The organism is Vreelandella rituensis, assembly GCF_003336665.1.
Classification (GTDB): Bacteria; Pseudomonadota; Gammaproteobacteria; order Pseudomonadales; family Halomonadaceae; genus Vreelandella; species Vreelandella rituensis.
In genome coordinates, this window is sequence record NZ_QPIJ01000013.1 from 44,666 (window position 1) to 67,445 (window position 22,780).

Genomic DNA, 22,780 nt, shown 5'->3' on the forward strand with positions numbered 1-22,780 from the left:
CGGAGTGGTCAATGAGCGAACAAGCTTACGACTCATCAAGCATTAAGGTTCTCAAGGGCCTGGATGCGGTACGCAAGCGTCCCGGTATGTATATCGGTGACACGGACGACGGGACGGGCTTGCACCATATGGTGTTTGAGCTGGTGGATAATTCCATTGATGAAGCGTTGGCTGGTCATTGCAGTGAGATCCGCGTCATCATCCATCCAGATGAATGTGTCACGGTAAGTGATAACGGACGTGGTGTTCCCACGGAACTGCACGAGGGCGAAGGCGTTTCCGCTGCAGAGGTCATCATGACCGTGTTGCATGCCGGGGGGAAGTTTGACGACAACTCCTACAAGGTTTCCGGTGGGTTGCACGGCGTCGGCGTTTCCGTGGTCAATGCGCTGTCTGAAGAGCTTCGGCTAACCATCTGGCGTCAAGGCGAAGTATTTGAGCAGATTTACCATCATGGGGTGCCTCAGGCGCCTCTAGCAGTGGTGGGCAAGACGGAAAAAAGCGGCACCCGCGTGCATTTCCGTCCCTCTACAGATACCTTCGCCAATATTGAATTTCATTTCGATATTCTCGCCAAGCGTTTGCGTGAGCTCTCCTTTCTTAATTCCGGCGTAGCCATCCGCTTGACGGATGAACGTAGTGGCAAGGAAGAACGCTTCCATTATGAAGGCGGGTTGAAAGCCTTCGTCAACCACTTGAACACCAACAAGACCGTGTTGAACCCGGTATTCCATTTCAATGCCGTGCGTGAGGATGGGGTTGAGGTGGAAGTGGCCATGCAATGGAATGACACCTTTACAGAAAATATCTTCTGCTACACCAATAATATTCCCCAGCGCGATGGTGGGGCTCACCTCGCGGGTTTTCGTGCCTCTTTGACACGCACCCTGAATCATTATATTGAAGCTGAAGGGCTGCTGAAAAAATCCAAGGTCAGCACCACGGGTGACGATGCACGTGAAGGGCTAACGGCGATTATTTCGGTCAAGGTTCCGGATCCGAAATTTTCCTCGCAGACCAAGGACAAATTGGTTTCAAGTGAGGTAAAAACCGCCGTTGAGCAGGAGATGGGCCGGTTGTTTTCCGAGTATCTTATTGAAAAGCCCTCAGAAGCCAAAGCCATCGTCAATAAGATGCTAGATGCCGCTCGGGCTCGGGAAGCGGCGCGCAAGGCACGCGATATGACTCGACGCAAGGGCGCTCTGGATATCGCGGGTCTGCCGGGTAAGCTTGCTGACTGTCAGGAAAAAGATCCTAGTCGGTCGGAGCTCTACCTGGTCGAGGGTGATTCAGCCGGGGGCAGCGCCAAGCAGGGGCGTGACCGGCGTACCCAGGCTATTCTGCCTCTCAAGGGCAAGATACTGAACGTCGAGAAGGCACGTTTTGACAAGATGCTTTCTTCTGCTGAAGTGGGTACCTTGATTACCGCCTTGGGGTGCGGTATTGGCCGTGAAGAATTCAACCCGGATAAGCTACGTTACCATTCAATCATTATCATGACCGATGCCGACGTTGACGGCTCGCACATCCGTACGCTTTTATTGACCTTCTTCTTTCGCCAGATGGCGGAACTGATAGAACGAGGCCATGTATTTATTGCCCAGCCTCCGCTATATAAGATCAAGCGTGGCAAGCAAGAGCTCTATCTGAAAGACGAGCAAGCCATGGTGGATTACCTTACCACCACCGCTTTGGACGGTGCGCGCCTGTATGTCAATGCAGATGCACCGGGTATCTCGGGCTCACAGCTTGAAGCACTGGTTGTCCAGTATCGTGACGTGATGAAGCGGATTGATCGTCTGTCGCGGGTCTATCCCAAGGAAGCTCTGCGGAAAGTGGTGCATGCGGCGCGTTTGAATGGTGAGCAGAGCCTGAAAGATCGCATTACCATGCAGTACTGGATTGATTATCTGCAACAGCAAATGGACGCGATGGTGGCTTACGAGGGCGGGCCGCGTTATTACTTCCGCCTCGAAGAAGACACTGAGCGCGGCCTGTTTTTGCCCGCAGTTTCGTTGGTAGCGCATGGGGTGACGACGGACTACCAATGGGAACTCGATTTCTTCGAAAGCACTGACTACCGTGCGATGGCAAGCCTGGGTGAAACGCTGGATGGTTTGCTGGAAGAGGGCGCTTACATTGCGCGTGGTGAACGGCAGAAGCCTATCCATACCTTTAATGAGGTTCTGGAGTGGCTGATGCACGAGGGGCAACGTGGCCTTTCCGTGCAGCGCTATAAGGGGCTGGGCGAGATGAACCCGGACCAGCTATGGGACACCACCATGGACCCTGATAGTCGCCGCATGCTGCGTGTGACGATTGAAGATGCTGTCGCTGCAGACATGATGTTCAATACATTGATGGGAGACGAAGTTGAGCCACGCCGTGACTTCATTGAAACCAATGCGCTGGCTGCTAACCTGGATGTTTGAGTATAGATGTTTCACGTGAAACATAAAAACGCCGCTCAATGCGGCGTTTTTTTATACATGGCAAATGAGGTGATGTCACTTCGAGAGCAGCCAATCAGTAAACACTTCGAGATTCTCAAAAACTCGAGTATTTCCCAGTCCCTTGCCCTGAGCCTCAGTCCACGTTCCTTTGCCGGTTCTTACTAGAACAGGCTGGCATCCTCGAGATTCGCCTGCCTCCAAGTCGCGCAGGCTGTCGCCCACGATCCAGCTACCTTCAAGAGTCTCTAGCTGTAATGCGTGACGAATTTCATCTAGAAGGCCTGGCTTGGGTTTACGGCATTCACAGTTATCATCAGGCCCATGAGGACAGACTGCGATATACGCAATCTGTCCTCCCGCCTGACCGACCAACTGATGTAGGCGACTGTGCATGGCTTCCAGGGTGGCAATATCATAGTAGCCACGGCTGATTCCTGATTGGTTGGTGGCTACGGCCACCGTAAAGCCTGCTTTCGAAAGTCGAGCAATGGCATGTATGGAGGAGGGATAAGCAACCCATTCATCCAATGATTTTACATAAGCGTCGGAGTCCTGATTGATCACGCCATCTCGGTCAAGAATAACCAGCTTCTGTGCAGAGAGCATAAATGGAGGCCTAGGGAGCTATGGGGACTTTTAATGTTTCACGTGAAACAAAAAAACCCGACGTGAGCCGCCGGGTTAGGGAAACAACAGATATTAAATACTGCTGGCAAGGTTATTGCTGCAATTGCGCGATATCCGCCACTTCCAGAAATAGAGCTTGCAGGCTGGCGAGTAGCGCCATTCGGTTACGCCGGATGGCATCGTCTTCGGCCATCACCATTACCTGGTCAAAAAAAGCGTCGACCGGTTCACGCAATGTGGCTAACGCATCGAGCGCTTCCATATAATGCGCCGCGGCAAAAAGAGGCATGACGCTATCGCGACGTGTTGATAAGGCCTTGAACAGTGCCTGTTCAGCAGGTTCCTGGAGAAGCTCGCCCTGTACTTGAGTGCTGCCGTCATGGCCTTGTTTGCTCAAGATATTGGAAACGCGCTTGTTGGCTGCTGCCAGGGCGGCGGCTTCTTCACGGTGAGTGAAGTTCTTGACCGCACGAAGCCTGCGAGCAAAGTCGAGCGGCTTGGACACCGGACGCGAACGTACCGCCAGGTACACTTCGGCGGAAATCCCTTCTTCCTGACCCCAGGCACGGAAGCGATCCAGCAGATAGGTGAGAACTTCCTCTACCAATCCTTCCGTCTTGGGCAGGTTGCTGTGCTGTGCCACGGCCAGTTCGAGAAGCTCACGCAAGTCGAGATCTAGCTCACCCTTGACCAGGATGTTGAGCACACCGATAGCCGCACGGCGTAGCGCGAAGGGGTCTTTCGCGCCGGTGGGGCGCTGTCCGATACCGAAGATACCGACTAGGGTATCCAGGCGATCCGCCAATGCCAAGGCCTTGCCGGTGGAGGTATGCGGAATAATATCAGTAGCGAAGCGTGGCAGGTATTGCTCTTCAATGGCCTCGGCGACTTCCTTGGGCTCCCCATCCTGGGCCGCGTAGTAGTGCCCCATGATGCCCTGGAGCTCGGGAAATTCCAGCACCATTTCGGTAACCAGGTCACACTTGGCAAGCTCGGCGGCGCGTTCTGCGTAGCTCACGTTTGCATGAGTACGCTCGGCAATAGCGCCAGCCACCACGCCGATGCGTCGTGCTTTGTCGGCCAGGGTGCCCAGTTGCTGCTGGAATACCACATTTTCCAAGTTAGACAGGCGAGCGGCCAGGGGGTGCTTGCGATCCGTTTCATAAAAGAAAGCAGCATCGGCCAGGCGCGGGCGAATGACTTTCTCATTACCGGCAATCACCTGCTGGGGGTCGTGACTGTCGATATTGGAAATCGTGATGAAGAGCGGTTTGAGTTTGCCGTCGGCATCGAGAAGATGGAAGTATTTCTGATTGGCCTTCATCGAAGAAATCAGGCATTCCGCCGGCACTTCCAGAAAACGTTCATCGAAACTTCCCGTCAAGGCGACAGGCCATTCCACCAAGCCGCTGACTTCTGTGAGCAACGCTTCGTCAATCACCGCTTCAGCGTGCTGGACTTCCGCTTCGGAAAGCACCTGCTCACGGATGCGTTCGCGTCGCCGCTGACGGTCCACCAGCACATAGGCATCTTCCAACACGCTAACGTAATTTTCGGCGTGGGAAAGCTCGATAGCGTCGGGGGCATGAAAGCGATGCCCGCGCGTGGTACGTCCAGCGTCCAACCCCAGCGCTTGGGTCGGCACCACCTCGTTGCCGTAAAGTACCACCAGCCAGTGAACGGGGCGGGAAAATTCCACTCGAGAGGCGCCCCAACGCATATTCTTGGGAACCGGCAGGGCGGCGATCGACTTGCGAATGATCTCAGGGAGCAGGGTCTGAATGGTCTCGCCTTGTTGCTGCTCGCGATAGCCCAGCCAGGTGCCCTTGTCGGTTTCCAGATGAATCAGTTCATCCACACTGACGCCACAGGAGCGGGCGAAACCTTGCGCTGCCTTGGTGGGCACGCCTTCCTTGAACGCCGCCGCTAAGGCAGGGCCACGGCGTTCTACATTGCGGTCAGGCTGCTTGTCGGCCAGTTCCTTGACCTGAACGGCCAGCCGCCTTGGGGTAGCATAGGCGGTTATTGAAGAAAAACCGACCTCGGCTTGCTTGAGACCGTCATGGATGCCTGCGGCCAGTGCATCGGAGAGAGTGTCGAGGGCTGTAGGTGGCAGTTCTTCGGTGCCTAGTTCCAGCAATAAGGTGGTCGCAGCCATTTATGCATCTCCCTGTTCGGCGAGTAGTTCACGGCGCAATGCTTCCGGTGCCATGGGGAAGCCGGCGGCCTTGCGTGATTCCAGATAGGCGTGAGCCACATCGCGTGCCAAGGTGCGAACACGCAGGATAAAGCGCTGGCGTTCGGTTACGGAAATCGCGTGGCGGGCATCCAGAAGGTTAAACGTGTGCGAGGCCTTGAGCACTTGCTCATAAGCGGGTAATGGCAGCCCGGCTACAAGCAGTTTTCCGCACTCGCGTTCCTGATGGTCGAAGGAGGCGAACAACTGTTCCACATCCGCATGTTCGAAGTTGTACGCCGATTGCTCACGCTCATTCTGTAGATAGACGTCGCCATAGGTAACGCGGCTACCATCCGGGGCGATTGCCCATACCAGATCGTAGACACTGTCCACGTCCTGAAGGTACATGGCAATGCGTTCCAGACCGTAGGTCAGCTCACCGGTCACCGGGTAGCATTCGATGCCCCCGGCTTGCTGGAAATAAGTGAATTGGGTCACTTCCATGCCGTTGAGCCAGATTTCCCAGCCCAGACCCCAGGCACCCAGGGTGGGTGACTCCCAGTTATCTTCGACAAAGCGAATATCATGAACCAAGGGGTCGAGGCCCAGGTATTTGAGTGATCCCAGATAAAGCTCCTGGATCTCGCTGGGTGAAGGCTTCATCACCACCTGAAACTGATAGTAATGTTGCAGGCGGTTGGGGTTTTCCCCGTAACGGCCATCGGTCGGGCGGCGCGAAGGCTGTACATAGGCCGCATTCCAAGTTTCAGGGCCGATGGCGCGAAGAAAGGTTGCGGGATGAAAGGTACCTGCACCCACTTCCATGTCTAGGGGCTGGAGGATCACACAGCCTTTTTCCGCCCAATATTGTTGCAAGGCGAGAATCAAACCTTGAAAGGTCGACACGTCTGGTGTCGGCCCGGTTGTCGAGCTGTTTGTCGAGACAGTCATCGCGGAAAGCACCGTTGGCCATGAATTCAGAAGAGGTCAAGTATACAATCCCAGAGACAGGGGTTATAGGCACGCAGGCCAAGACTCTTAACATGAGGGAGAAAGCAGCATGATAGTAGTCACAGGCGGCGCCGGGTTTATCGGCTCGAATCTGGTCAAGGCACTCAACGACCGTGGGCGCAGCGATATCCTGGTGGTGGATGATCTGCGCGACGGTACCAAGTTCGTCAATCTAGCGGATGCAACGCTGGGCGACTATCTGGATAAGGATGATTTCCTGGCACGCATAAAGTCGGCTTTGCACGGTGAAAAAAGTGACCTGCCTGAAATCGAAGCCATCTTCCATGAGGGCGCCTGTTCGGATACTACCGAATGGGATGGGCATTTCATGCTGGAGAACAACTTTGAATACTCCAAGGTATTGTTGAATTTCTGCCAGCAGCGCGGTATTCCCTTTTTGTACGCTTCTTCAGCCGCCACCTATGGGGGCAGTGAGGTATTTCAAGAAACACCGGAATGCGAGAAGCCGCTGAATGTCTACGGCTACTCCAAGTTGTTGTTCGATCAATACGTGCGCTCACGCTGGAGCGAGCTGACCACCCAAGTGGTGGGGTTTCGTTATTTCAATGTGTATGGACCCCGTGAACAGCACAAGGGCAAGATGGCAAGCGTGGCCTATCATCACCATATACAGGTACGCAACGGGGAAACCCTCAAGTTATTCGGTGCCTGGGATGGTTATGAGGCCGGCATGCAAAGTCGCGATTTCATCTATGTCGGCGATGTGGTGGATGTGAACTTGTGGTTTCTCGACCATCCGCAAAAGTCCGGCATTTTCAACCTGGGTACCGGTCGAGCGGAACCGTTCAAGGCCATTGGGGAAGCGGTGATCGACTATTATCGCCAAGGGAAAATCGACTTTATTCCCTTTCCCGAAGAGCTCAAGGGGCGTTATCAGAGTTATACCCGGGCGGATATCAGTCGCTTGCGTGAGGCGGGTTGCGATATTGAATTCAAGACCGTCGCTCAAGGTGTGCAAGCCTATATGGAGCGCCTGAATGGTGGATAACGCACCTCGCATTCTGGTGGTGGGTCCTTCCTGGGTCGGCGACATGGTCATGACCCAGAGCCTTTTTATCATCTTGAAAAGACGCTATCCGGGAAGCCACCTCGGGGTGGTCGCTCCGGCCTGGTCACAGCCGATTCTTGGTCGTATGCCCGAAGTCGACGAGGTGATACCTCTGACGGTGGGACATGGCGAATTCGGCTTTTCGGCACGCCGTGAATTGGCCAAACGCCTGGAAGGGTGCTTTGACCAGGCGATCGTGCTGCCGCGTTCCTGGAAGGCGGCCTTGGTGCCGTTTATGGCGCGCATTCCCCGGCGTATCGGATTCTTGGGTGAGCAGCGTTACGGCCTGCTCAATGAACGACGCAAGCTGGATAAAAGCGTGCTGAACCAAACCGTCAAGCGCTTTGTCTCGCTCGGCCTTTCGCAGGATCAAGCCATCTCGGGAACGTTCGCTGTGCCTGCGCCGCGCCTAGACATTGACTGCGATAATCTGGTCAATCTGCGCCTGGCGCATGGGCTCTCCTCACGTCCGGCGATCGGCATGATGCCGGGGGCGGAATACGGCCCGGCCAAGCAGTGGCCATTGGCACATTTTCACGCCCTAGCCGAACAGCTGGTCGAGGATGGTTTCGAGATTCGTGTGCTAGGCGGCCCCAAGGATGCCGTTGCTGGCGATAGCATTGTCGCGGGGTTGGCGCATGCGCATAACCTGTGTGGCAAGACGCAGCTTGCCGATGCGGTTGATTTGCTGGCGGATTGCCAGCAAGTGGTCACCAATGATTCAGGCCTGATGCATGTGGCAGCGGCCGTGGGCACCCGGGTGCAAGCCATTTATGGCTCGTCATCGCCTCTCTACACGCCGCCGTTGAGCGATAATGCCGTCATCCACAGTCTTGAGCTTTCCTGCTCGCCTTGCTTCAAGCGCACTTGCCCGCTGGGTCATACCAATTGTTTGAAGCAGTTGGAAGTGCAGCGGCTGTATCAGGCGATTACCCGTGACACAAAGGCACCATCCAACCTGATACACACCAGACAGGAGTGAGAAGAGCAATCAATGCGAGATAATGATTTCATCGGCTTGGTCAGCCGGTGTTTCCAGCATCTGATCGAAAGGGAATTCCTCAGAAGAACGGCTTTTGGGTGCCAGGCCTTCCCATAAGCGTTGTTGCAGGGCCGTTTCTTCTTGCAGATGTTCGTTGATCACTTCCAACCCATGCTTCTCCACCAGGGTGGCGGGGGAGTCACGCAGGAGAGAAACGCCTAATCCGGCACGTCCTTCCTCGGGAGTGAAACCCAGGGCATCGAGTAACGTAGGAAAGACATCCAGCATGGAGGATTCACGCTGGATGCGCGCCGGTTCAAGGTCATCACTGAGCATGATAAGGGTATTGTCGCGATCCATCGTGATCAATTCATCCCATACGGATACCCGCATGGTGAGATGGTCACTCATAAGCACTACCAGGGTGTTATCGAGTAATCCCTCCGCTTGGAGCCGTTCGATGAGATTGCGCGCCAGCCAAGTGGAGCATTCCACGGAATAAAGAATATCCTGCCCATCGAATTCCCCCTGACGTTCACGACAGGCGCGTGTTGGATAACCGCTTGGTGCGTGGCCGGTGATGCTCAGGTTGACTAGCCCCCAAGGGCCATCTTCTGCCGCCAACCGCCGAATTTCTTCCACGGTGATGTCATACAGGGAATCGTCATAGATGCCCCAGCTGTTGGTGTAATCCGGGTCATCGAGTTGGGGTTCGAGCTCTTCCCGGCCCTGTACCCGATCGAAGCCGTGACCACGATAGAACAGCCCCTTACCAGCAAATTGCGCACTGGCTCCCCCCAGATAACTTAATTGATAACCCCGTTCGGCCAGGATATCCCCGAGACAATCCACACCCGGCACCACCTTGGAAAGCGGTTCAAATTGACGGTCATGTAAAAGTCCTGCAGGCATCAGCGGAACACCGCATTGACTGGCAATCATGCCCGCCATGGTCCAGCCGGTATTGTCCATCTGGCGTACTCTCTCGAATACCACGCCTGTTTCGCCCAATTTATCGAGGCTGGTATAGGCCTCACCGAATCGCTCATCAGCATAGGTACGCTCGATGCTCTCCAGATACATCAGCAACAGGTTGGGTGGGTTTTCCTGCTCCGAGAGTACGGGGGGCGTGTAACGGCGTTCCAGCCAGGCACCGTCATCGGTAACGATGGATGCACTGCGTTGGCCGAGACCATAAAGCAGGGGGTTGGCGGCCAGCAGCACCAGAGCGAGAAACCTTTCCGCCCGTCGCCAGCGCTGGTCGCGGCGTACCAGCCAGGTGACCGAAAATAACAAGGCCACCATGCTGAGTGTATAGAGCACAGCTGCCACAGTTCGACCCGAGCCACCATGCTCGCTCATCCCCGCCTGAAGATGAAAGAACACAGCGCCCAAATCAACGTTACCGAAACTGGCGGCCAGGTAGACGTAGAGCCCACCCAGCACGAGGGGTACCAACGACCAAGGCCATACCTTGCGGTAACGTAGCAGAGCGGCAGGGTCGGCCCATTTCCACTTGAGACCGGCCGCTACCCACAACGCTGCAATGGGCAGTAGCGTCCAGAGGGGTAAACGGGTCAATACAGCAACGGTGTAGCCAAGGCATAGGCCGATGATGAGTAGAGCCCATTGGTGTGTCTTGAAGGATGACGTGCGAAAAAATCTTCTCAACATGATAAAATTTTCTGTTAGATTCGAATTTAATGGGATCGTAAATTATACTAACGGATGAGTCGTAGAGTGAAATTATTTTTACAGATATTTAAGTACAAAACTGATAAAGCTAGGTTTTTAAAATGATTAGTGCCAATATTATAACATTGAATGAAGAATCAAACATTGGCCCATGTATAGATTCTGTACTTCAGGTATGTGATGAAGTTATCGTGGTGGACTCGGGGAGTGTTGATAAAACCGTGGAGATAGCTGAATCAAAGGGTGCAAAGGTAGTTTTTCAAAAATATTTAGGCGATGGTTTTCAAAAGAATATTGCTAATGAATATGTAAAAAATAAATGGATCTTAAGCATTGATGCCGATGAAAGGTTAACGCCGGAGGCGGTAAAAAGCGTAAACGAAATAGATTTTGAAAATGCTTCTTTCAATGCTTATGCTTTTCGTCGCCGAAACATGATTGGTTCCAGATGGATTCGTCAATGTGGGTGGTATCCAGATTTTTGTGTGCGTCTTTATAACAAAGATAAATGCCAGTTTAAGAAAGTAGAGCAGCACTCTAGCATTGAGACGGATAAAGTAAAATTTCTTGATGCCGACTTGATCCATTATTCATTCTCAAATATAGGTGAATTATTTGCCAAGCCTGGAAGGAATTTTAGTGGGCGAGCAGCAAAAATTTTGTATAAAAAAGGAAAGAAGGTAAATGCTTTTTCTCCGTTTCTTCATGGAAGTAGCGCTTTTTTAAAAAAATACTTTTTACAACGTGGCTTTCTGGAGGGAGTAGATGGGATGACGGTTTCAATAAGTGCTGCAATTAGTAGTTATTTAAAATATGCCAAACTTCTTGAGTATTATCGCGACTCTTTTGTGCGTGAAAAAGAAGATTTTAATAAAATATGGTAGTTTTTGAAAGGAGAAAAATTTGAAACTAGTCCATGTGAATTTGGCAAAAGGTTTTGGAGGTGGCGAACGGCAGACTGCCTTATTGATTAAGGCACTTTCCAATTATAATGAATTACAACAGATATTGGTATGTCGAAAAGATTCTCCTTTGCGTAAGCTTCTAGCAGAGGTGATTGGACTAGAGTTTATTAAGGCGAATCATCAATTGTCAGGCCACTCCTTGATAAAAGATGCTGATATTGTACATGCGCATGATGCAAAAGGTGTGCATTGGGCTTGTTGGCATTATTTTACCAAGAGAACACCCTATATAATAACCCGGAGGGTGAACTCACCGGTGCGCAAAAAAGCAAGCAATCAATGGTGTTATTGTCACGCTGCACGACGAGTTGCTATTTCCTATTCCATTAAGAAGGGGCTTAGTGCTCGGAAGTGGGGGGAGGTAGATTTAATTGCTGATGCTTATTCAGGTTTCAGTTTTTCAAAAAAAATTAGTCAGTCTTTTAGAAATGAATTTTCTGGTAAATTCTTGGTTGGTCATGCCGGAGCGTTGGTAGATAGAACAAAAGGCCAGCGAATTTTATTGGAAGCAGCTCGGTTAGTAGAAACAGAGTATCCGGACATTCATTTTGTTTTTTTTGGTGAAGGAAAAGATGCCGCTATTCTTCAAAAGGAGTCAGTTGATCAAAAAAATGTTACATGGATGGGTTTCAAAGAAAATATCGGTGATTATTTGGCTGGACTGGATGTGTTTGCCTTTCCTTCGCGTAATGAAGGACTGGGGTCTGTTTTGCTCGATGTTATGGATGCAGGAGTCCCCATCATTGCATCGAATGTAGGCGGAATTCCAGACATAGTGAAACATGGGGAAACAGGACTTCTCTTTGATAAAGAAAATGTTAGCTCTCTAATTAATGAGTTGGAAAAATTATATTTTTCCTTATCTATGCGAAATAAATTAAAGAAAGAAGCTAGGGTAATTTTAAAGCATTACAGTGCTGAAGTTGCCGCTAAAAAATATTATGATGTTTACTTGTCGGTTTTAGTTTAAAATTATAATCAAGGTGTAATATTTTGAGTGTGCGGCATTCAAAATAAATTTTATTTTATGAGGTTTTAGCTTGTGGAATATTTTTATCTTGAAAAAGAGATGCTGCTCGCGGAAGGTAATAAAAGGTTTTGTTTTCAGCATCCTAATGATTTTAGGAAATGTATAAAGGTTAAAAAGAGGAGAGATGGCTGGGAAGAAAATTTGATTGAGTGGTTTTATTTAAGATCATTGAGTTTCAAAAAATATGAAGTGCCTTGTTTGGTTAAATGTTATGGATGGGTTTCAACAAATATTGGCTATGGCGTTGTCTTTGATAAGGTGGTAGACGAAGATGGCTCAGATTCTTTGACTTTAAAAAAATTTATAAAAGAAGAGTATGAAAAGTTGTCTTGCGAAACTGTATTGGAAATGGCCGAAGAGCTCAAGAAGCACTGTTTAGGATATAGTATTGCAGTAACTGAGCCGAATGAGAATAATATTATGGTAAGAAAAGAAGCATCAGGTTGCAAATTTGTTCTTATTGATGGGATTGGGGGGAGAGAAGGGGTAAGCATAAAAAATATTTTATATATTATTTTTTCTTTCTACGCACGTAGAAAAACTAAGAAACAATTTTTCCGATTTGAAAAAAAAATAAAGATATGGTTTGATAGAGGCTAATTTAATGAATAAAGAATATAGTAAAATTAAATATTTTTTATGTTTAATGGTATTTAATTTTAATTAATTAAAGTCGGTTGAGTTATTGTAAATAATAGCGGCTACTTAGAAGTATTTTATAGTAAAGAGCGGGTATTTTTAATAATTATTGGATGTTCGATATAGAGATGAATGATTTTTATCTTAACAATAAATTGGAGTTGAACGAAGATTCTTTGTTTTCGTCAGGCTCGGAAAGGGATTGCTATTTATATAAGTTTAAAGGTAAATCTTTTTGTGTAAAAATTTCGCATGGAAGAGATAGAAATAAAAAGCAAAATGAGAAAGAGGCAGACTACTATGATTATTTGGCTCGAAATAGAAAGAGTTTTTTTCATATGCCTAAATGCTATGGGTGGGTCGAGACTAACAAAGGTACAGGTTTGGTTTTTGATTTTGTTATGGATTCAAATGGTAATCCAGCTAAAAATTTAGAAGATTATGTTTTAGATAAAGGCGTTGATGAGAGCTTAGAAAGTGGACTGTCAACGCTTAAAAATTACTTGATAAAAAATAATATTATTGTTTGTGATCTTAAAGAAAAAAATGTTTTGTACCAATGTGGGGGTAATGATGAAGTATTTCTTTGGATTGTCGATGGAATAGGAGATAGGGGGTTTTTGAAGTTATCGTCAGATTTTAAAATAATAGGCAGAAAAAAAATAAAACGTCACTGGAAAAGGTTTGTGATACGTTTAGAAAGGCTAAAGAAGAGCTGATTAATTCCTTGTGTTTTTCGATAATGGCCGTATTGTAAGCCATTTAAGTCTATTGCCATGCAAAGATTACTTATTATCGAGACCACCCCGAAGAAGCCAAGCGAATCATTGGCCACGCCAACGCTTATGTAGCGCAATTCATGGATGAGAAGCGTGAGAGGCTGATAGGGCTACTGGTTATGCGTAAATATTTTGAAAAATCGGGTCAGTTACCCCCATTATTGTAATATCCCTGATGAATCATCTGCATGAGCGAGGGGGCGGTAAATTTCTTCACAGATCTCTCAAGCCTGCCCAGGTTAGACTCCTGCCATTTACCCGGTCGGCGCAACCGACAGCGATCCAGGTCAATCAACCATACCTGATCTTGGTCATCCACGAGCAGGTTGCGGGCATTAAGGTCGACATGGTCCAGGCCCGCCTCGTGAAAACGTCGGACTGTTTCTCCCACCTGCCTGAGTAAGGCGCTATCGGCGCTGCCCTCCAGCAAACGGTCCGCCAGGGCGCGGGCGCCGGGGATGCGCACGGTGATCAGCGCGGCTTCATAGGTGAGACCATGGCGCGTCACACTTGCGGCAACCGGCCTGGGTACTGGCAGGCCTCGCTCGAAAAGCTCAGCGGTAAGACGCAGTTCGCGAAAGGCGCGCGTTTTTTCAAGGCCTGTCCAGAGGTAGCGAGAAGCGCTGAGCCTGGCGATCAAGCCGCCACGGCGGTAGGGCCTAAGTACCCACTGAGCATTGCCTGCATCCAGAAAAAGACTCGAACCTCGGCCCGGTGCTTCTCCTACCACCTTGCCTTGGCGACGCCAGTGATCAGGCTCGAACCAGGCGCTACCGATTTGGTGGGAAAGGCCGGCGTCACATAAACTGTCCACCTCATGTAAAATGAGACTCTTTCCCTGCAGGAGTGTCGCCAAGCGCATGAAGTCCCCTTTGCCTGTTAATCCCGAACATATCGCCATTCTTCGCCTTTCCGCGCTGGGCGATGTGTGCAATCTGGTGCCGACGGTGCGTGCCTTGCAGCGCCAATGGCCGAATGCACGCATCACCTGGATCATCGGCAAGGGAGAATACAGTTTACTGGCCGGGCTTTCCGGGGTCGAGTTCATCGTTTACGACAAGGCGACAGGGCTTGCCGGCATGCGGGCGCTGTGGCGGGAGCTTTCCGCGACGCGTTTCGATGTGTTGCTGCATATGCAGCAAGCCATTCGCGCAAGCATCCTGTCGCTGGGCCTGAAAGCCGAGGTGCGTATCGGTTACGACAAGGCGCGTGCCAAGGATGCCCAGCATTGGTTCACTCAGTACCAGCTGGCTCCGCATCCCCGTGCCCATGTGCTGGAGTCGTTCATGGATTTCGCTCGGCTGCTGGGAGTGGAAGATGACACCCTGGAGTGGAACATGCCGGTGCCCGGCATTGCCTATGAAGAGGCCTTGTCACTGAGTGGCGAAGCTCCTTATCTTGTGATCAATCCCTGCAGCAGTGCGCGAATTGGCAATAAACGTAATTGGTCTGTGGAAGGGTACGCTAGCGTGGTGGAACACGCCTGGATACATCACGGCCTCAAAAGTGTGTTAACCGGAGGTGGAAACCCTCGAGAGCGTGAGATGGGCGATCAAATTGAAGCCCTGTGTCAGCCAGGTAGTGTGATTAATGCGATCGGCGGCACGTCGCTTAAAGGTGTATTAGCACTTATTGACCAAGCGCGCGCCGTCATTGCACCTGATACAGGCCCCGTGCATATGGCGAATGCCATGAGGACTCCCACCCTAGGGTTATACGCTTCAAATGACCCGAACCGCACCGGCCCCTATTTATGGCGTGACTTTGTCGTCAATGCCTACCCGGATGCGGTGCGTGCCTACTTGCACAAAAGGGTTGAAGAAGTGAGTTGGGGACAACGTGTACGTCATCCCGATGCCATGGAGCTCATTAGTGCCGAGCATGTGATCGCCAAGCTGGATAGTCTTTTGGCCGATAGCGTGCCGCAACCACCCGATCATTCATCCGAGACAGGAAGCGCCCATGAAAGTTGATCTCACCGCCTTCGAGCAAGCTCGGGTACTGATCGTCGGTGACGTCATGCTGGATCGCTATTGGCATGGTGGCACTTCGCGTATTTCTCCCGAGGCGCCGGTACCGGTGGTGCGAGTGGAAAACGCTGAGGACCGCCCCGGTGGCGCCGCCAACGTGGCATTGAACGTAGCGGCATTGGGTGGGCATGCTGCTTTGGCCGGTGTGGTCGGCTGCGATGAAAATGCTCGGCTATTGCAAGAACGGCTAGTATCCGCCGAAGTAAATACTTACTTTCAGCACAGCAGCGAGGTGCCGACCATTACCAAGCTGCGGGTGATGAGTCGCAACCAGCAGTTACTGCGCCTGGATTTCGAAGACCCCCTTGAAGCGGTGAATACCGATGAGTTGCTGGTATCGGTGGAACGAGCCCTGCCCGCCTGTGACGTGGTGGTACTTTCCGATTATGGCAAGGGAACCCTTGATCAGATCGAGCGTTTGATCGACTTGGCACGTGCCCATGGCAAGCGTGTCTTGGTCGACCCCAAAGGCCGGGATTTTTCACGTTACCGTGGCGCCAGTGTGATAACGCCCAATCTGGCAGAATTCGAAGCCATTGCCGGGCCTTGCCGTACGGATGCAGAGCTTGCCCAGCGGGGTGAAGCCCTGCGTGCGGAACTCGCACTGGAAGCGTTGCTGATCACTCGCAGTGAAAAGGGCATGACCTTGATTCGTGAAGGGCACGCCCCCTTGCACTTGCCCACCCGTGCCCAGGAAGTGTTCGATGTCACCGGTGCCGGCGATACGGTAATCGGGGTGCTGGGGCTGGCATTGGCGGCGGGGCATGGCCTGCCTGAAGCGATGATGCTGGCCAATCTGGCAGCGGGCTTGGTCGTGGCCAAGCCGGGCACCGCCACGCTCTCGGTTGCCGAGCTGTATACCGCCTTGCACGGTGACAAACTGGCCGAATTCGGCGTGATAGACCCAACGCTGCTGGTGGAAGCGGTACGCGCCGCCCAGGCTCGTGGTGAGCGCGTGGTGATGACCAATGGCTGCTTCGATATTCTGCACGCCGGACACGTGGCCTATCTCGAGCAGGCCAAGCGGTTAGGCGAGCGACTGATCGTGGCGGTCAATGACGATGCCTCGATCGCACGCCTGAAAGGGCCTCAGCGGCCAATCAATCCGCTGGCTAGGCGCATGCAGGTATTGGCAGGCTTGGGCGCCGTCGACTGGGTGGTGCCGTTTGCCGAGGACACACCGCAAGCGCTGATTGAGGTGGTATTGCCTGACGTCCTGGTGAAGGGCGGGGACTATCATCCCGATGACATCGCCGGCGGTACCGCCGTGCGGGCCAATGGCGGCGAGGTCAAGGTGCTGGGGTTCGAAGACGGCGTTTCCACCACGGCCATGATCGCGACGATCGTTGATCGTGAGCGCTGATGGGATTCTCGAAAAAGCTTCCACGCTATCTTTACAGTGCCGCGCTCTATGCGCTTTCCCCCCTTATCTGGTGGCGAATACATCGAGAGCAAGTACCCACTAACTCACGCTGGGAACGATTGGGTTTCTCTCCTGACTTACCCGCCGATGCACCTGTGATCTGGCTGCATTGTGCCTCGGTAGGTGAAGTTCGTGCGGCCAGGCCGTTGCTTGAGGCGCTCCTGGCGCGCTATCCCGTCCACACGGTGCTACTCACCACCATGACGGCGACCGGTGCCCAGCAGGCCCAGGCGCTCATGGCTGAAAAAGGGAGTTCGCGCCTTGTCCACGGGTTCTTGCCCCTGGACTTTCCCGGTGTCGCCCGACGATTTGTACGCCGCGTTCGCCCGGTGCTGGCGCTGATGTTCGAAACGGAACTTTGGCCTAACCTTCTTGACGCCTGTCATCGCCGCAAGGTACCGCTAGCCGTCGTGAATGGGCGGTTATCGCCCGGTGCTTTTAGCCGCTATCAGCGCATTCGGCCGTTATTGAACGCCGCTTTGCAGCAAGTCACCTGGTTGGCGGCCAAGTCCGAGGCGGATGCCGAGCGCTTTCAAGCACTGGGCATGACCCGGGATAAAACCGCGGTGATAGGGTCGCTGAAATTCGATATGCCCTCTCAGGATAAGGCGCTAAAAGAAGGTGAGCACTTACGTCACAGTTTCGGAAAACGGCCTGTGTGGGTGGCCGGGTCAACCCGTGATGGCGAAGAAAAATTGCTGCTGGAAGCCCATCGGCAATTACGCCAAAAGCTGCCCGAGGCATTGCTGATCCTCGTGCCGCGCCATCCCCAACGCTTCGAGGACGTCGCCAGATTATGTGAGAGCTTTGGGCTGGCCACGGTGAGACGCAGACGAAATCAAGCCGTGCAGCCGTATACGGCGGTGTATCTCGGCGATACGTTGGGCGAGCTTGCCATGCTTTACGCGGCGGGCGACATGGCGTTTGTCGGCGGTAGCTTGGTGCCGTTGGGCGGGCATAATGTGCTAGAACCGGCAGCCTTGGGCCTACCGGTGATTAGCGGGCCCTCATGGGAGAATTTCGAGGATGTCGCCCCGCTGTTGCATCAGGCTGGCGCCTTGACCCGCGTCGAGAACAGCCAGTCGCTCAGCGAGGCACTTTATCAGTTGGCTTGTCAGCCAGCGCTACGTCAACAGCAGGGTGACGCTGCACAAAACGTGGTGAAAGCCCATCAAGGGGCGCTGCAGCGCACGCTCGATGGGCTTGAGAGGTTGTTGCCAGCGACGGTTTCGCCTCTTGGCTCAAGTGAGCCGACTTAGCGCAGCGCTGTACGCTCCACGCCGTCCTCCTTGCCCAGCAGCAGCACATCGGCGCCCCGAGCGGCAAACAAGCCGTTGGTTACCACTCCCACGATATTGTTGAGCTGGACTTCCATGGCGAGAGGGTCTTCGATCATGAAATCAAAACAATCGATGATCTGGTTACCGTTATCGGTGATCACGCCTTCGCGATAAACCGGATCCGCGCCCAGCTTGACCAATTCGCGGGCCACATAGGAGCGCGCCATGGGAATCACTTCAATCGGCAGCGGAAATGCGCCCAGTTGAGCGACGTACTTGGAGCCGTCGGCGATGCAGATGAAGCGTTCGGCGCAGGCGGCTACAACCTTTTCCTGAGTGAGGGCGGCACCGCCACCCTTGATCATATGCAAGCGAGCGGTTACTTCGTCGGCACCGTCGATGTAAAAAGGCACGGTGCCCACACTATTGAGCGGAAACACTTCGATGCCATGGCGTTCCAGGCGTTCGGCACTGGCTTTGGAGCTGGCCACGGCACCCTTGAAGTCGCCTTTGTGCTTTGCCAGTCGGTCGATAAACAGGTTGGCCGTGGAGCCCGTACCGATCCCTAACACCGTGTCTTTATCCAGCCAGGGTTCGATTTCACGGAGAGCGGCGTCGGCGACGGCGGATTTGAGTTCGTCTTGGGTCATGAGGGACTGCCTTTGCAAGGTCGGGAAAGATAGTGGTAACGCTGACCATTATATCGCTCAAATGTGAGCCTGCCGAGGATGAGTGCTGGACGCCACGGCTAGCGATCTGCTACGAATAAGGGCTTTATTCGCGCCGACATGGCGCTTTGCCAAGTTTTTGGGATAACAGAATGCTCGAAGCTACCGTCAAGAAAATTCTCCAGTCACGGGTGTATGAAGCCGCTTGGGAAACCCCGATGTCACCAGCCCCCTTTTTGTCGCGTCGCTTCGATAACCAGATTCTGATTAAACGCGAAGATCTGCAACCAGTGTACTCGTTCAAGATTCGCGGCGCCTACAACAAGATGGCGCAGCTCAGCGAGGAGCAAAAGGCCAAGGGTGTGATCGCGGCATCCGCCGGAAATCATGCCCAAGGTCTGGCCATGGCGGCCAAGTTGATGGGGGTAAAAGCAGTCATTGTGATGCCGCGGATCACCCCGGATATCAAGGTGGCTGCGGTACGTGCCCGGGGAGCGAAAGTGATTCTCAAGGGCGATGCTTTTGCCGAAGCGGCAGAGCATGCTCAGGAGCTTATCAAGGAACATGGGTACACCTACATTCCCCCCTTTGACGATATCGATGTAATCGCCGGCCAAGGCACCGTGGCCATGGAAATCTTGCGTCAGCATAGTGGCCCCTTGGATGCGATCTTCGTCCCGGTGGGCGGTGGTGGTCTCATTGCCGGTGTGGCGGCGTACGTGAAATACCTGCGCCCGGACATCAAGGTGATCGGTGTGGAAGCCGAGGACAGCGCTTGTCTCAAGGCGGCAATGGACGCCGGTGAACGGGTGGTGCTGGACCAGGTCGGCGTCTTCGCTGAAGGCGTCGCGGTGGCACAGATCGGGGAAATTCCATTTTCGATCATGCGTGACCTGATTGATGGCGTGATCACCGTCACTACTGATGAAATCTGTGCGGCGGTCAAGGATATCTTCGAGGACACCCGGGCGGTTTCGGAAACCTCGGGTGCCTTGTCCTTGGCGGGCCTCAAGAAATACGTTCAGCAAACCGGGGTAAAAGGGCAAACGCTGGTATGCATTAACTCGGGTGCCAATACCAATTTCGATCGTTTGCAGCATATTGCTGAACGTACCGAGCTTGGCGAACAGCGCGAAGCCATTCTGGCAGTGACCATTGCCGAAAAGCCGGGCAGTTTCAAGAAATTCTGCCGTACTCTAGGCAAACGTATGGTGACTGAATTCAGCTACCGATATGCAGACACTGACGAAGCGCATATTTTTGTGGGTATCCAGGTAAAGCCTGGCGGTGAGGATCGCCAGGCGGTGTTGTCCAAGCTGCGAGAAGCCGGCTACGACGTCGAGGACCTGACCGACAATGAACTGGCCAAGCTGCATATCCGTCATCTTGCCGGCGGGCGTCCTTGCGAGGAATTTACCGAAGAGCTTTATCGCTTCGAGTTTCCCGAGCGCCCAGGTGCCTTGATGAATTTCCTGACTCGGCTTCCCCATAACTGGAATATCTCCCTGTTCCATTATCGTAACCATGGAGCGGCCTACGGCCGCGTCCTGGTGGGAATGCAGGTGCCCAACGGTGACCGGGTGCATGTAGAAGACTATCTGGATACCATTGGTTATCGTTACTGGAAGGAAAGTGATAACCCAGCCTACCGACTGTTCATGGCGTGAAAAAAAGTAAGTAATCACTCGCTCTTGGGAGTAGGCACTGAAAGGGTTCCCTGAATGATTCAATCGCGGCGCAGGGTAGTAAAATAACGCTGACAACAGTTGTCATAGGGCCACTTGTGGCCCTATAGTCGAGCGACTATCGGCAAAGCCACGCTAATGCTTTTACTTTAAGTAAACCTCTATTTTGACGGCGCCGGAAGCCGGTGCCGTTATCATCGCAAACCATTGGAGAAGAAACATGCGGCGTAGAAAGCCTGACCTGGTAATGGCTTTGATGATGGTATTCGCCTTGGGTGTGTTGGTCACTGGATACGCCCAGGCGTTATCGGGTGGCTGACCCGCATTTTTTATTCGAATTATCCTCAAGACCGTATGATTCGCCGGTCACTGACAATGGCCTGCAGAGAAATATCCCAAGGCTCGGGCGGCAAATGTGTCACCTCCTGACAGCTGTGTGCTACGCCGACCAACCAAGGACGCGGCCCACGCCTTCGCGTGAAGGCCAGGGTGCGATCATAGAATCCGCCCCCCATCCCCATGCGATTACCTTGGGCGTCAAACCCGACTAGCGGAACGATCATTACATCCAGCCCCCAGGCAGGCAGGCGGTTGTGGCGCTGGGCGCTGTAACGGGGCGCAGGCTCAAGAATGCCGAAGCGATTTTTTATCATCGGCGTATCGGGTCGGTATTCGACTAGCCACAAATGATTATCGGCAAACGGACGTAAAACCGGCAGGTAGACGCTTACGTTGCGTCGGCGTAGCCAACCGATAAGTGGTGTAGGATCAATTTCTCCTCCGACCGGCAAATACAGGCTGATGCGTCGGGCACGGCGTACTTCCGGCAATTTCTTTAGTCGTTGGCAGAGTCGTCGTGAGGCATCACGTTGTTGACGACGCGAGAGCGTGCGCCTGCGTCGGCGTAATTCACGGCGTAGCGAAGGTTTATCGATCGGGGAGGAGATGGGCAAGGGGGTGGAAAGAGCGATGTCGGCGGAAGGTGGCATGGTGTTCCCCAGAGTGCCGCTGTCATTCTGGCCCTGAACCCATTGGTTCAAGGTGGGTGGCCGCAGCCAAGCCGTCAGGCTTTCCGTAGCACGGACATGCACACGGGCTTGGCTAGCAATTGGCCCCCTGGGTATTGCGCATAGGCTCAAGGACGATAAACGACTGGCAAACACCCCAGGGAACCTCTTCATCCTAACAGAGGCTGGCGTAATGCCAAAGACCCGTATCAATTACCTTTTGAATCGGGCAATGCTTTCTCGAGACGCTCGTTCAAGCGAGTGATGGTGACTTCCCCGGCACGCCGCTCATCCAGGGTTTCAAGTAATTCATGGGTAATATTGAGGGCGGCCATCACCGCAATGCGCTCGTTGCCGAGAACATTGCCTTGGCCATGAATGCCGTGCATGGCGCGGTCAAGATAGCGAGCGGCACGTTCGAGCTTGGCTTCCTCGCCGGGGTCGCAGGCAATCTTGTAATGGCGCCCGAGTAGGGTGATTTCGGTTGTCGGCCGCTTGGCGTCGCTCATGAAAGGCTCCAGCGCGGGCCAGTGAGTGGCCCGATGCGTTAACATCACATCAAGTGATGGATGTTCAAGTGATGGATGTATCCACGCTCACTATAAGAGAGCCGCTTGCGGGCGGTCAACGCGATACGTCGGTTCGACCAGCTAATTCAACGGAGTTTTGTTATGTCCCTGCTCAACGAGCGTCAGGATTTTTCTGACATCGCCGATGTCTTCTTGTTGCATGGCAGCATGCAATCGCCGGCATTCCTTGACGGACGCCTGTGCGCGCTGCTGGCGCTGCATGAGGTCACCCCCCAAGCCTGGTTGGAAGAAGTCTGCCTGGGGCTGGGTATCGAGCAACCGCGTGATCCGGCCAGCGCCGAGCGACTGCTGGGTTGGCGGCGGCAAACGTTGGAGGCGTTGGCCGCCAGTGAGATGAATTACGAACCGATCCTGCCGGATGAACTGTATTCACTGGCTGAGCAAGCCACCGGGCTCAAGGAGTGGGCGCAGGGCTTTCTGGAACTGGTGGAGGAGGCCGACGAAGCTCAGCGCAAGCAGTGGTCGGATACCCTTAAAGAGGTGTTGGCCGACCTGCATGGCCTGGAGCAGATCGAAACCGATATCGATGACAGCCCAGAAAATGAAAACGACCTTTTTGCCTTGACGGAACATGCGCGCATGGCCGCGATGTTGCTTTATACCGAACAGCATCCCGGCAAGCCGCAGGTCGAACAGGTCGATGCTCCCGTCCATTGATTCCCCCTTTC

General features: G+C 52.9%; 20 protein-coding genes and 1 other RNA gene. 12 read left to right on the plus strand and 9 right to left on the minus strand.

All coding sequences use genetic code 11. The features are described 5' to 3' along the window. Nucleotides 1–11: 11 nt before the first annotated feature. Nucleotides 12–2,432 (plus strand): DNA topoisomerase (ATP-hydrolyzing) subunit B, encoded by a 2,421-nt coding sequence (gyrB, locus tag DU506_RS07790; RefSeq protein ID WP_114486374.1) that lies wholly within the window; start codon nucleotides 12–14, stop codon nucleotides 2,430–2,432. A 75-nt stretch (nucleotides 2,433–2,507) separates the two neighbouring features. On the opposite strand, the gene gmhB is transcribed toward gyrB, so the two are convergent. The 3 genes from gmhB to glyQ all read right to left on the minus strand — a co-directional run bounded on the left by gmhB (nucleotide 2,508) and on the right by glyQ (nucleotide 6,210). Then, nucleotides 2,508–3,059 (minus strand): D-glycero-beta-D-manno-heptose 1,7-bisphosphate 7-phosphatase, encoded by a 552-nt coding sequence (gene gmhB, locus DU506_RS07795; protein WP_114486375.1) that lies wholly within the window; start codon nucleotides 3,057–3,059, stop codon nucleotides 2,508–2,510. Nucleotides 3,060–3,171: 112 nt separating this feature from the next. Next, a complete protein-coding gene (gene glyS / locus DU506_RS07800) occupies nucleotides 3,172–5,238 on the minus strand; it encodes a glycine--tRNA ligase subunit beta (protein ID WP_114486376.1) in 2,067 nt (688 codons plus the stop codon). Then, nucleotides 5,239–6,210 carry a glycine--tRNA ligase subunit alpha gene (gene glyQ, locus DU506_RS07805; RefSeq protein WP_114486377.1) on the minus strand — a complete coding sequence of 324 codons (972 nt, stop codon included), beginning with the start codon at nucleotides 6,208–6,210 and terminating at the stop codon, nucleotides 5,239–5,241. A gap of 109 nt (nucleotides 6,211–6,319) precedes the next feature. On the opposite strand from glyQ, the gene rfaD reads away from it, so the two are divergent. Continuing rightward, on the plus strand, nucleotides 6,320–7,279 hold the full coding sequence (gene rfaD, locus DU506_RS07810) for an ADP-glyceromanno-heptose 6-epimerase (protein WP_114486378.1): 960 nt from the start codon (nucleotides 6,320–6,322) through the stop codon (nucleotides 7,277–7,279). Then, entirely contained in the window at nucleotides 7,269–8,321 is a 1,053-nt protein-coding gene (gene waaF / locus DU506_RS07815) for a lipopolysaccharide heptosyltransferase II (protein WP_114486379.1), read from the plus strand. The genes rfaD and waaF overlap by 11 nt, the downstream gene beginning before the upstream one ends. A 9-nt stretch (nucleotides 8,322–8,330) precedes the next feature. On the opposite strand, the gene DU506_RS07820 is transcribed toward waaF, so the two are convergent. After that, nucleotides 8,331–9,995 carry a sulfatase-like hydrolase/transferase gene (locus DU506_RS07820; RefSeq protein ID WP_114486380.1) on the minus strand — a complete coding sequence of 555 codons (1,665 nt, stop codon included), beginning with the start codon at nucleotides 9,993–9,995 and terminating at the stop codon, nucleotides 8,331–8,333. Between the two features lie 122 nt (nucleotides 9,996–10,117). On the opposite strand from DU506_RS07820, the gene DU506_RS07825 reads away from it, so the two are divergent. The 4 genes from DU506_RS07825 (at nucleotide 10,118) to DU506_RS07840 (ending at nucleotide 13,369) form a co-directional block, all read left to right on the plus strand. Further along, a complete protein-coding gene (locus DU506_RS07825) occupies nucleotides 10,118–10,900 on the plus strand; it encodes a glycosyltransferase family 2 protein (protein ID WP_114486381.1) in 783 nt (260 codons plus the stop codon). A gap of 19 nt (nucleotides 10,901–10,919) precedes the next feature. Next, nucleotides 10,920–11,951, plus strand: a complete 1,032-nt coding sequence (locus DU506_RS07830; protein WP_114486382.1) for a glycosyltransferase family 4 protein — start codon at nucleotides 10,920–10,922, stop codon at nucleotides 11,949–11,951. Nucleotides 11,952–12,023: 72 nt separating this feature from the next. Then, nucleotides 12,024–12,611: a YrbL family protein gene (locus tag DU506_RS07835; protein ID WP_147273740.1), complete on the plus strand. Its 588-nt coding sequence runs from the start codon at nucleotides 12,024–12,026 to the stop codon at nucleotides 12,609–12,611. 167 nt (nucleotides 12,612–12,778) lie between these two features. Beyond that, a complete protein-coding gene (locus DU506_RS07840; RefSeq protein WP_181870714.1) occupies nucleotides 12,779–13,369 on the plus strand; it encodes a YrbL family protein in 591 nt (196 codons plus the stop codon). A gap of 205 nt (nucleotides 13,370–13,574) precedes the next feature. Here DU506_RS07840 and DU506_RS07845 read toward each other — a convergent pair whose 3' ends face one another. Then, on the minus strand, nucleotides 13,575–14,291 hold the full coding sequence (locus tag DU506_RS07845) for a 3-deoxy-D-manno-octulosonic acid kinase (protein ID WP_114486385.1): 717 nt from the start codon (nucleotides 14,289–14,291) through the stop codon (nucleotides 13,575–13,577). Here DU506_RS07845 and DU506_RS07850 point away from each other — a divergent pair. The 3 genes from DU506_RS07850 to waaA are packed head-to-tail and all read left to right on the plus strand — an operon-like array spanning nucleotide 14,290 to nucleotide 18,141. Then, entirely contained in the window at nucleotides 14,290–15,402 is a 1,113-nt protein-coding gene (locus DU506_RS07850) for a glycosyltransferase family 9 protein (RefSeq protein ID WP_114486386.1), read from the plus strand. The genes DU506_RS07845 and DU506_RS07850 overlap by 2 nt on opposite strands. Continuing rightward, nucleotides 15,392–16,822, plus strand: a complete 1,431-nt coding sequence (gene hldE, locus DU506_RS07855; RefSeq protein ID WP_114486387.1) for a bifunctional D-glycero-beta-D-manno-heptose-7-phosphate kinase/D-glycero-beta-D-manno-heptose 1-phosphate adenylyltransferase HldE — start codon at nucleotides 15,392–15,394, stop codon at nucleotides 16,820–16,822. The genes DU506_RS07850 and hldE overlap by 11 nt, the downstream gene beginning before the upstream one ends. Beyond that, nucleotides 16,822–18,141 carry a lipid IV(A) 3-deoxy-D-manno-octulosonic acid transferase gene (gene waaA, locus DU506_RS07860; protein ID WP_114486388.1) on the plus strand — a complete coding sequence of 440 codons (1,320 nt, stop codon included), beginning with the start codon at nucleotides 16,822–16,824 and terminating at the stop codon, nucleotides 18,139–18,141. The genes hldE and waaA overlap by 1 nt, the downstream gene beginning before the upstream one ends. On the opposite strand, the gene rpiA is transcribed toward waaA, so the two are convergent. Further along, complete coding sequence (gene rpiA / locus DU506_RS07865) at nucleotides 18,138–18,812, minus strand: ribose-5-phosphate isomerase RpiA (RefSeq protein ID WP_114486389.1); 675 nt, start codon at nucleotides 18,810–18,812, stop codon at nucleotides 18,138–18,140. The genes waaA and rpiA overlap by 4 nt on opposite strands. 170 nt (nucleotides 18,813–18,982) lie before the next feature. On the opposite strand from rpiA, the gene ilvA reads away from it, so the two are divergent. Then, on the plus strand, nucleotides 18,983–20,497 hold the full coding sequence (gene ilvA, locus DU506_RS07870) for a threonine ammonia-lyase, biosynthetic (protein ID WP_114486390.1): 1,515 nt from the start codon (nucleotides 18,983–18,985) through the stop codon (nucleotides 20,495–20,497). Nucleotides 20,498–20,859: 362 nt separating this feature from the next. On the opposite strand, the gene DU506_RS07875 is transcribed toward ilvA, so the two are convergent. The 3 genes from DU506_RS07875 to DU506_RS07885 all read right to left on the minus strand — a co-directional run bounded on the left by DU506_RS07875 (nucleotide 20,860) and on the right by DU506_RS07885 (nucleotide 22,031). Beyond that, a complete protein-coding gene (locus DU506_RS07875; protein ID WP_114486391.1) occupies nucleotides 20,860–21,504 on the minus strand; it encodes a 5-formyltetrahydrofolate cyclo-ligase in 645 nt (214 codons plus the stop codon). Nucleotide 21,505: 1 nt separating this feature from the next. Next, nucleotides 21,506–21,689: non-coding RNA, 6S RNA (gene ssrS / locus DU506_RS07880), on the minus strand. A 42-nt stretch (nucleotides 21,690–21,731) separates the two neighbouring features. Beyond that, nucleotides 21,732–22,031, minus strand: coding sequence for a cell division protein ZapA (locus DU506_RS07885; RefSeq protein ID WP_114486392.1), 300 nt, complete (start codon nucleotides 22,029–22,031; stop codon nucleotides 21,732–21,734). Nucleotides 22,032–22,193: 162 nt separating this feature from the next. On the opposite strand from DU506_RS07885, the gene DU506_RS07890 reads away from it, so the two are divergent. Further along, on the plus strand, nucleotides 22,194–22,769 hold the full coding sequence (locus DU506_RS07890) for a UPF0149 family protein (protein ID WP_114486393.1): 576 nt from the start codon (nucleotides 22,194–22,196) through the stop codon (nucleotides 22,767–22,769). The last annotated feature ends 11 nt before the right edge of the window (nucleotides 22,770–22,780 follow it).

Bases quoted from the DNA above. Each gene is read 5' to 3' on its own strand.
- gyrB (WP_114486374.1), top strand. From the start codon at position 12: ATGAGCGAACAAGCTTACGACTCATCAAGCATTAAGGTTCTCAAGGGC.
- gmhB (WP_114486375.1), bottom strand. From the start codon at position 3,059: ATGCTCTCTGCACAGAAGCTGGTTATTCTTGACCGAGATGGCGTGATC.
- glyS (WP_114486376.1), bottom strand. From the start codon at position 5,238: ATGGCTGCGACCACCTTATTGCTGGAACTAGGCACCGAAGAACTGCCA.
- glyQ (WP_114486377.1), bottom strand. From the start codon at position 6,210: ATGACTGTCTCGACAAACAGCTCGACAACCGGGCCGACACCAGACGTG.
- rfaD (WP_114486378.1), top strand. From the start codon at position 6,320: ATGATAGTAGTCACAGGCGGCGCCGGGTTTATCGGCTCGAATCTGGTC.
- waaF (WP_114486379.1), top strand. From the start codon at position 7,269: ATGGTGGATAACGCACCTCGCATTCTGGTGGTGGGTCCTTCCTGGGTC.
- DU506_RS07820 (WP_114486380.1), bottom strand. From the start codon at position 9,995: ATGTTGAGAAGATTTTTTCGCACGTCATCCTTCAAGACACACCAATGG.
- DU506_RS07825 (WP_114486381.1), top strand. From the start codon at position 10,118: ATGATTAGTGCCAATATTATAACATTGAATGAAGAATCAAACATTGGC.
- DU506_RS07840 (WP_181870714.1), top strand. From the start codon at position 12,779: ATGAATGATTTTTATCTTAACAATAAATTGGAGTTGAACGAAGATTCT.
- DU506_RS07850 (WP_114486386.1), top strand. From the start codon at position 14,290: ATGAAGTCCCCTTTGCCTGTTAATCCCGAACATATCGCCATTCTTCGC.
- DU506_RS07845 (WP_114486385.1), bottom strand. From the start codon at position 14,291: ATGCGCTTGGCGACACTCCTGCAGGGAAAGAGTCTCATTTTACATGAG.
- hldE (WP_114486387.1), top strand. From the start codon at position 15,392: ATGAAAGTTGATCTCACCGCCTTCGAGCAAGCTCGGGTACTGATCGTC.
- waaA (WP_114486388.1), top strand. From the start codon at position 16,822: ATGGGATTCTCGAAAAAGCTTCCACGCTATCTTTACAGTGCCGCGCTC.
- rpiA (WP_114486389.1), bottom strand. From the start codon at position 18,812: ATGACCCAAGACGAACTCAAATCCGCCGTCGCCGACGCCGCTCTCCGT.
- ilvA (WP_114486390.1), top strand. From the start codon at position 18,983: ATGCTCGAAGCTACCGTCAAGAAAATTCTCCAGTCACGGGTGTATGAA.
- DU506_RS07875 (WP_114486391.1), bottom strand. From the start codon at position 21,504: ATGCCACCTTCCGCCGACATCGCTCTTTCCACCCCCTTGCCCATCTCC.
- DU506_RS07885 (WP_114486392.1), bottom strand. From the start codon at position 22,031: ATGAGCGACGCCAAGCGGCCGACAACCGAAATCACCCTACTCGGGCGC.
- DU506_RS07890 (WP_114486393.1), top strand. From the start codon at position 22,194: ATGTCCCTGCTCAACGAGCGTCAGGATTTTTCTGACATCGCCGATGTC.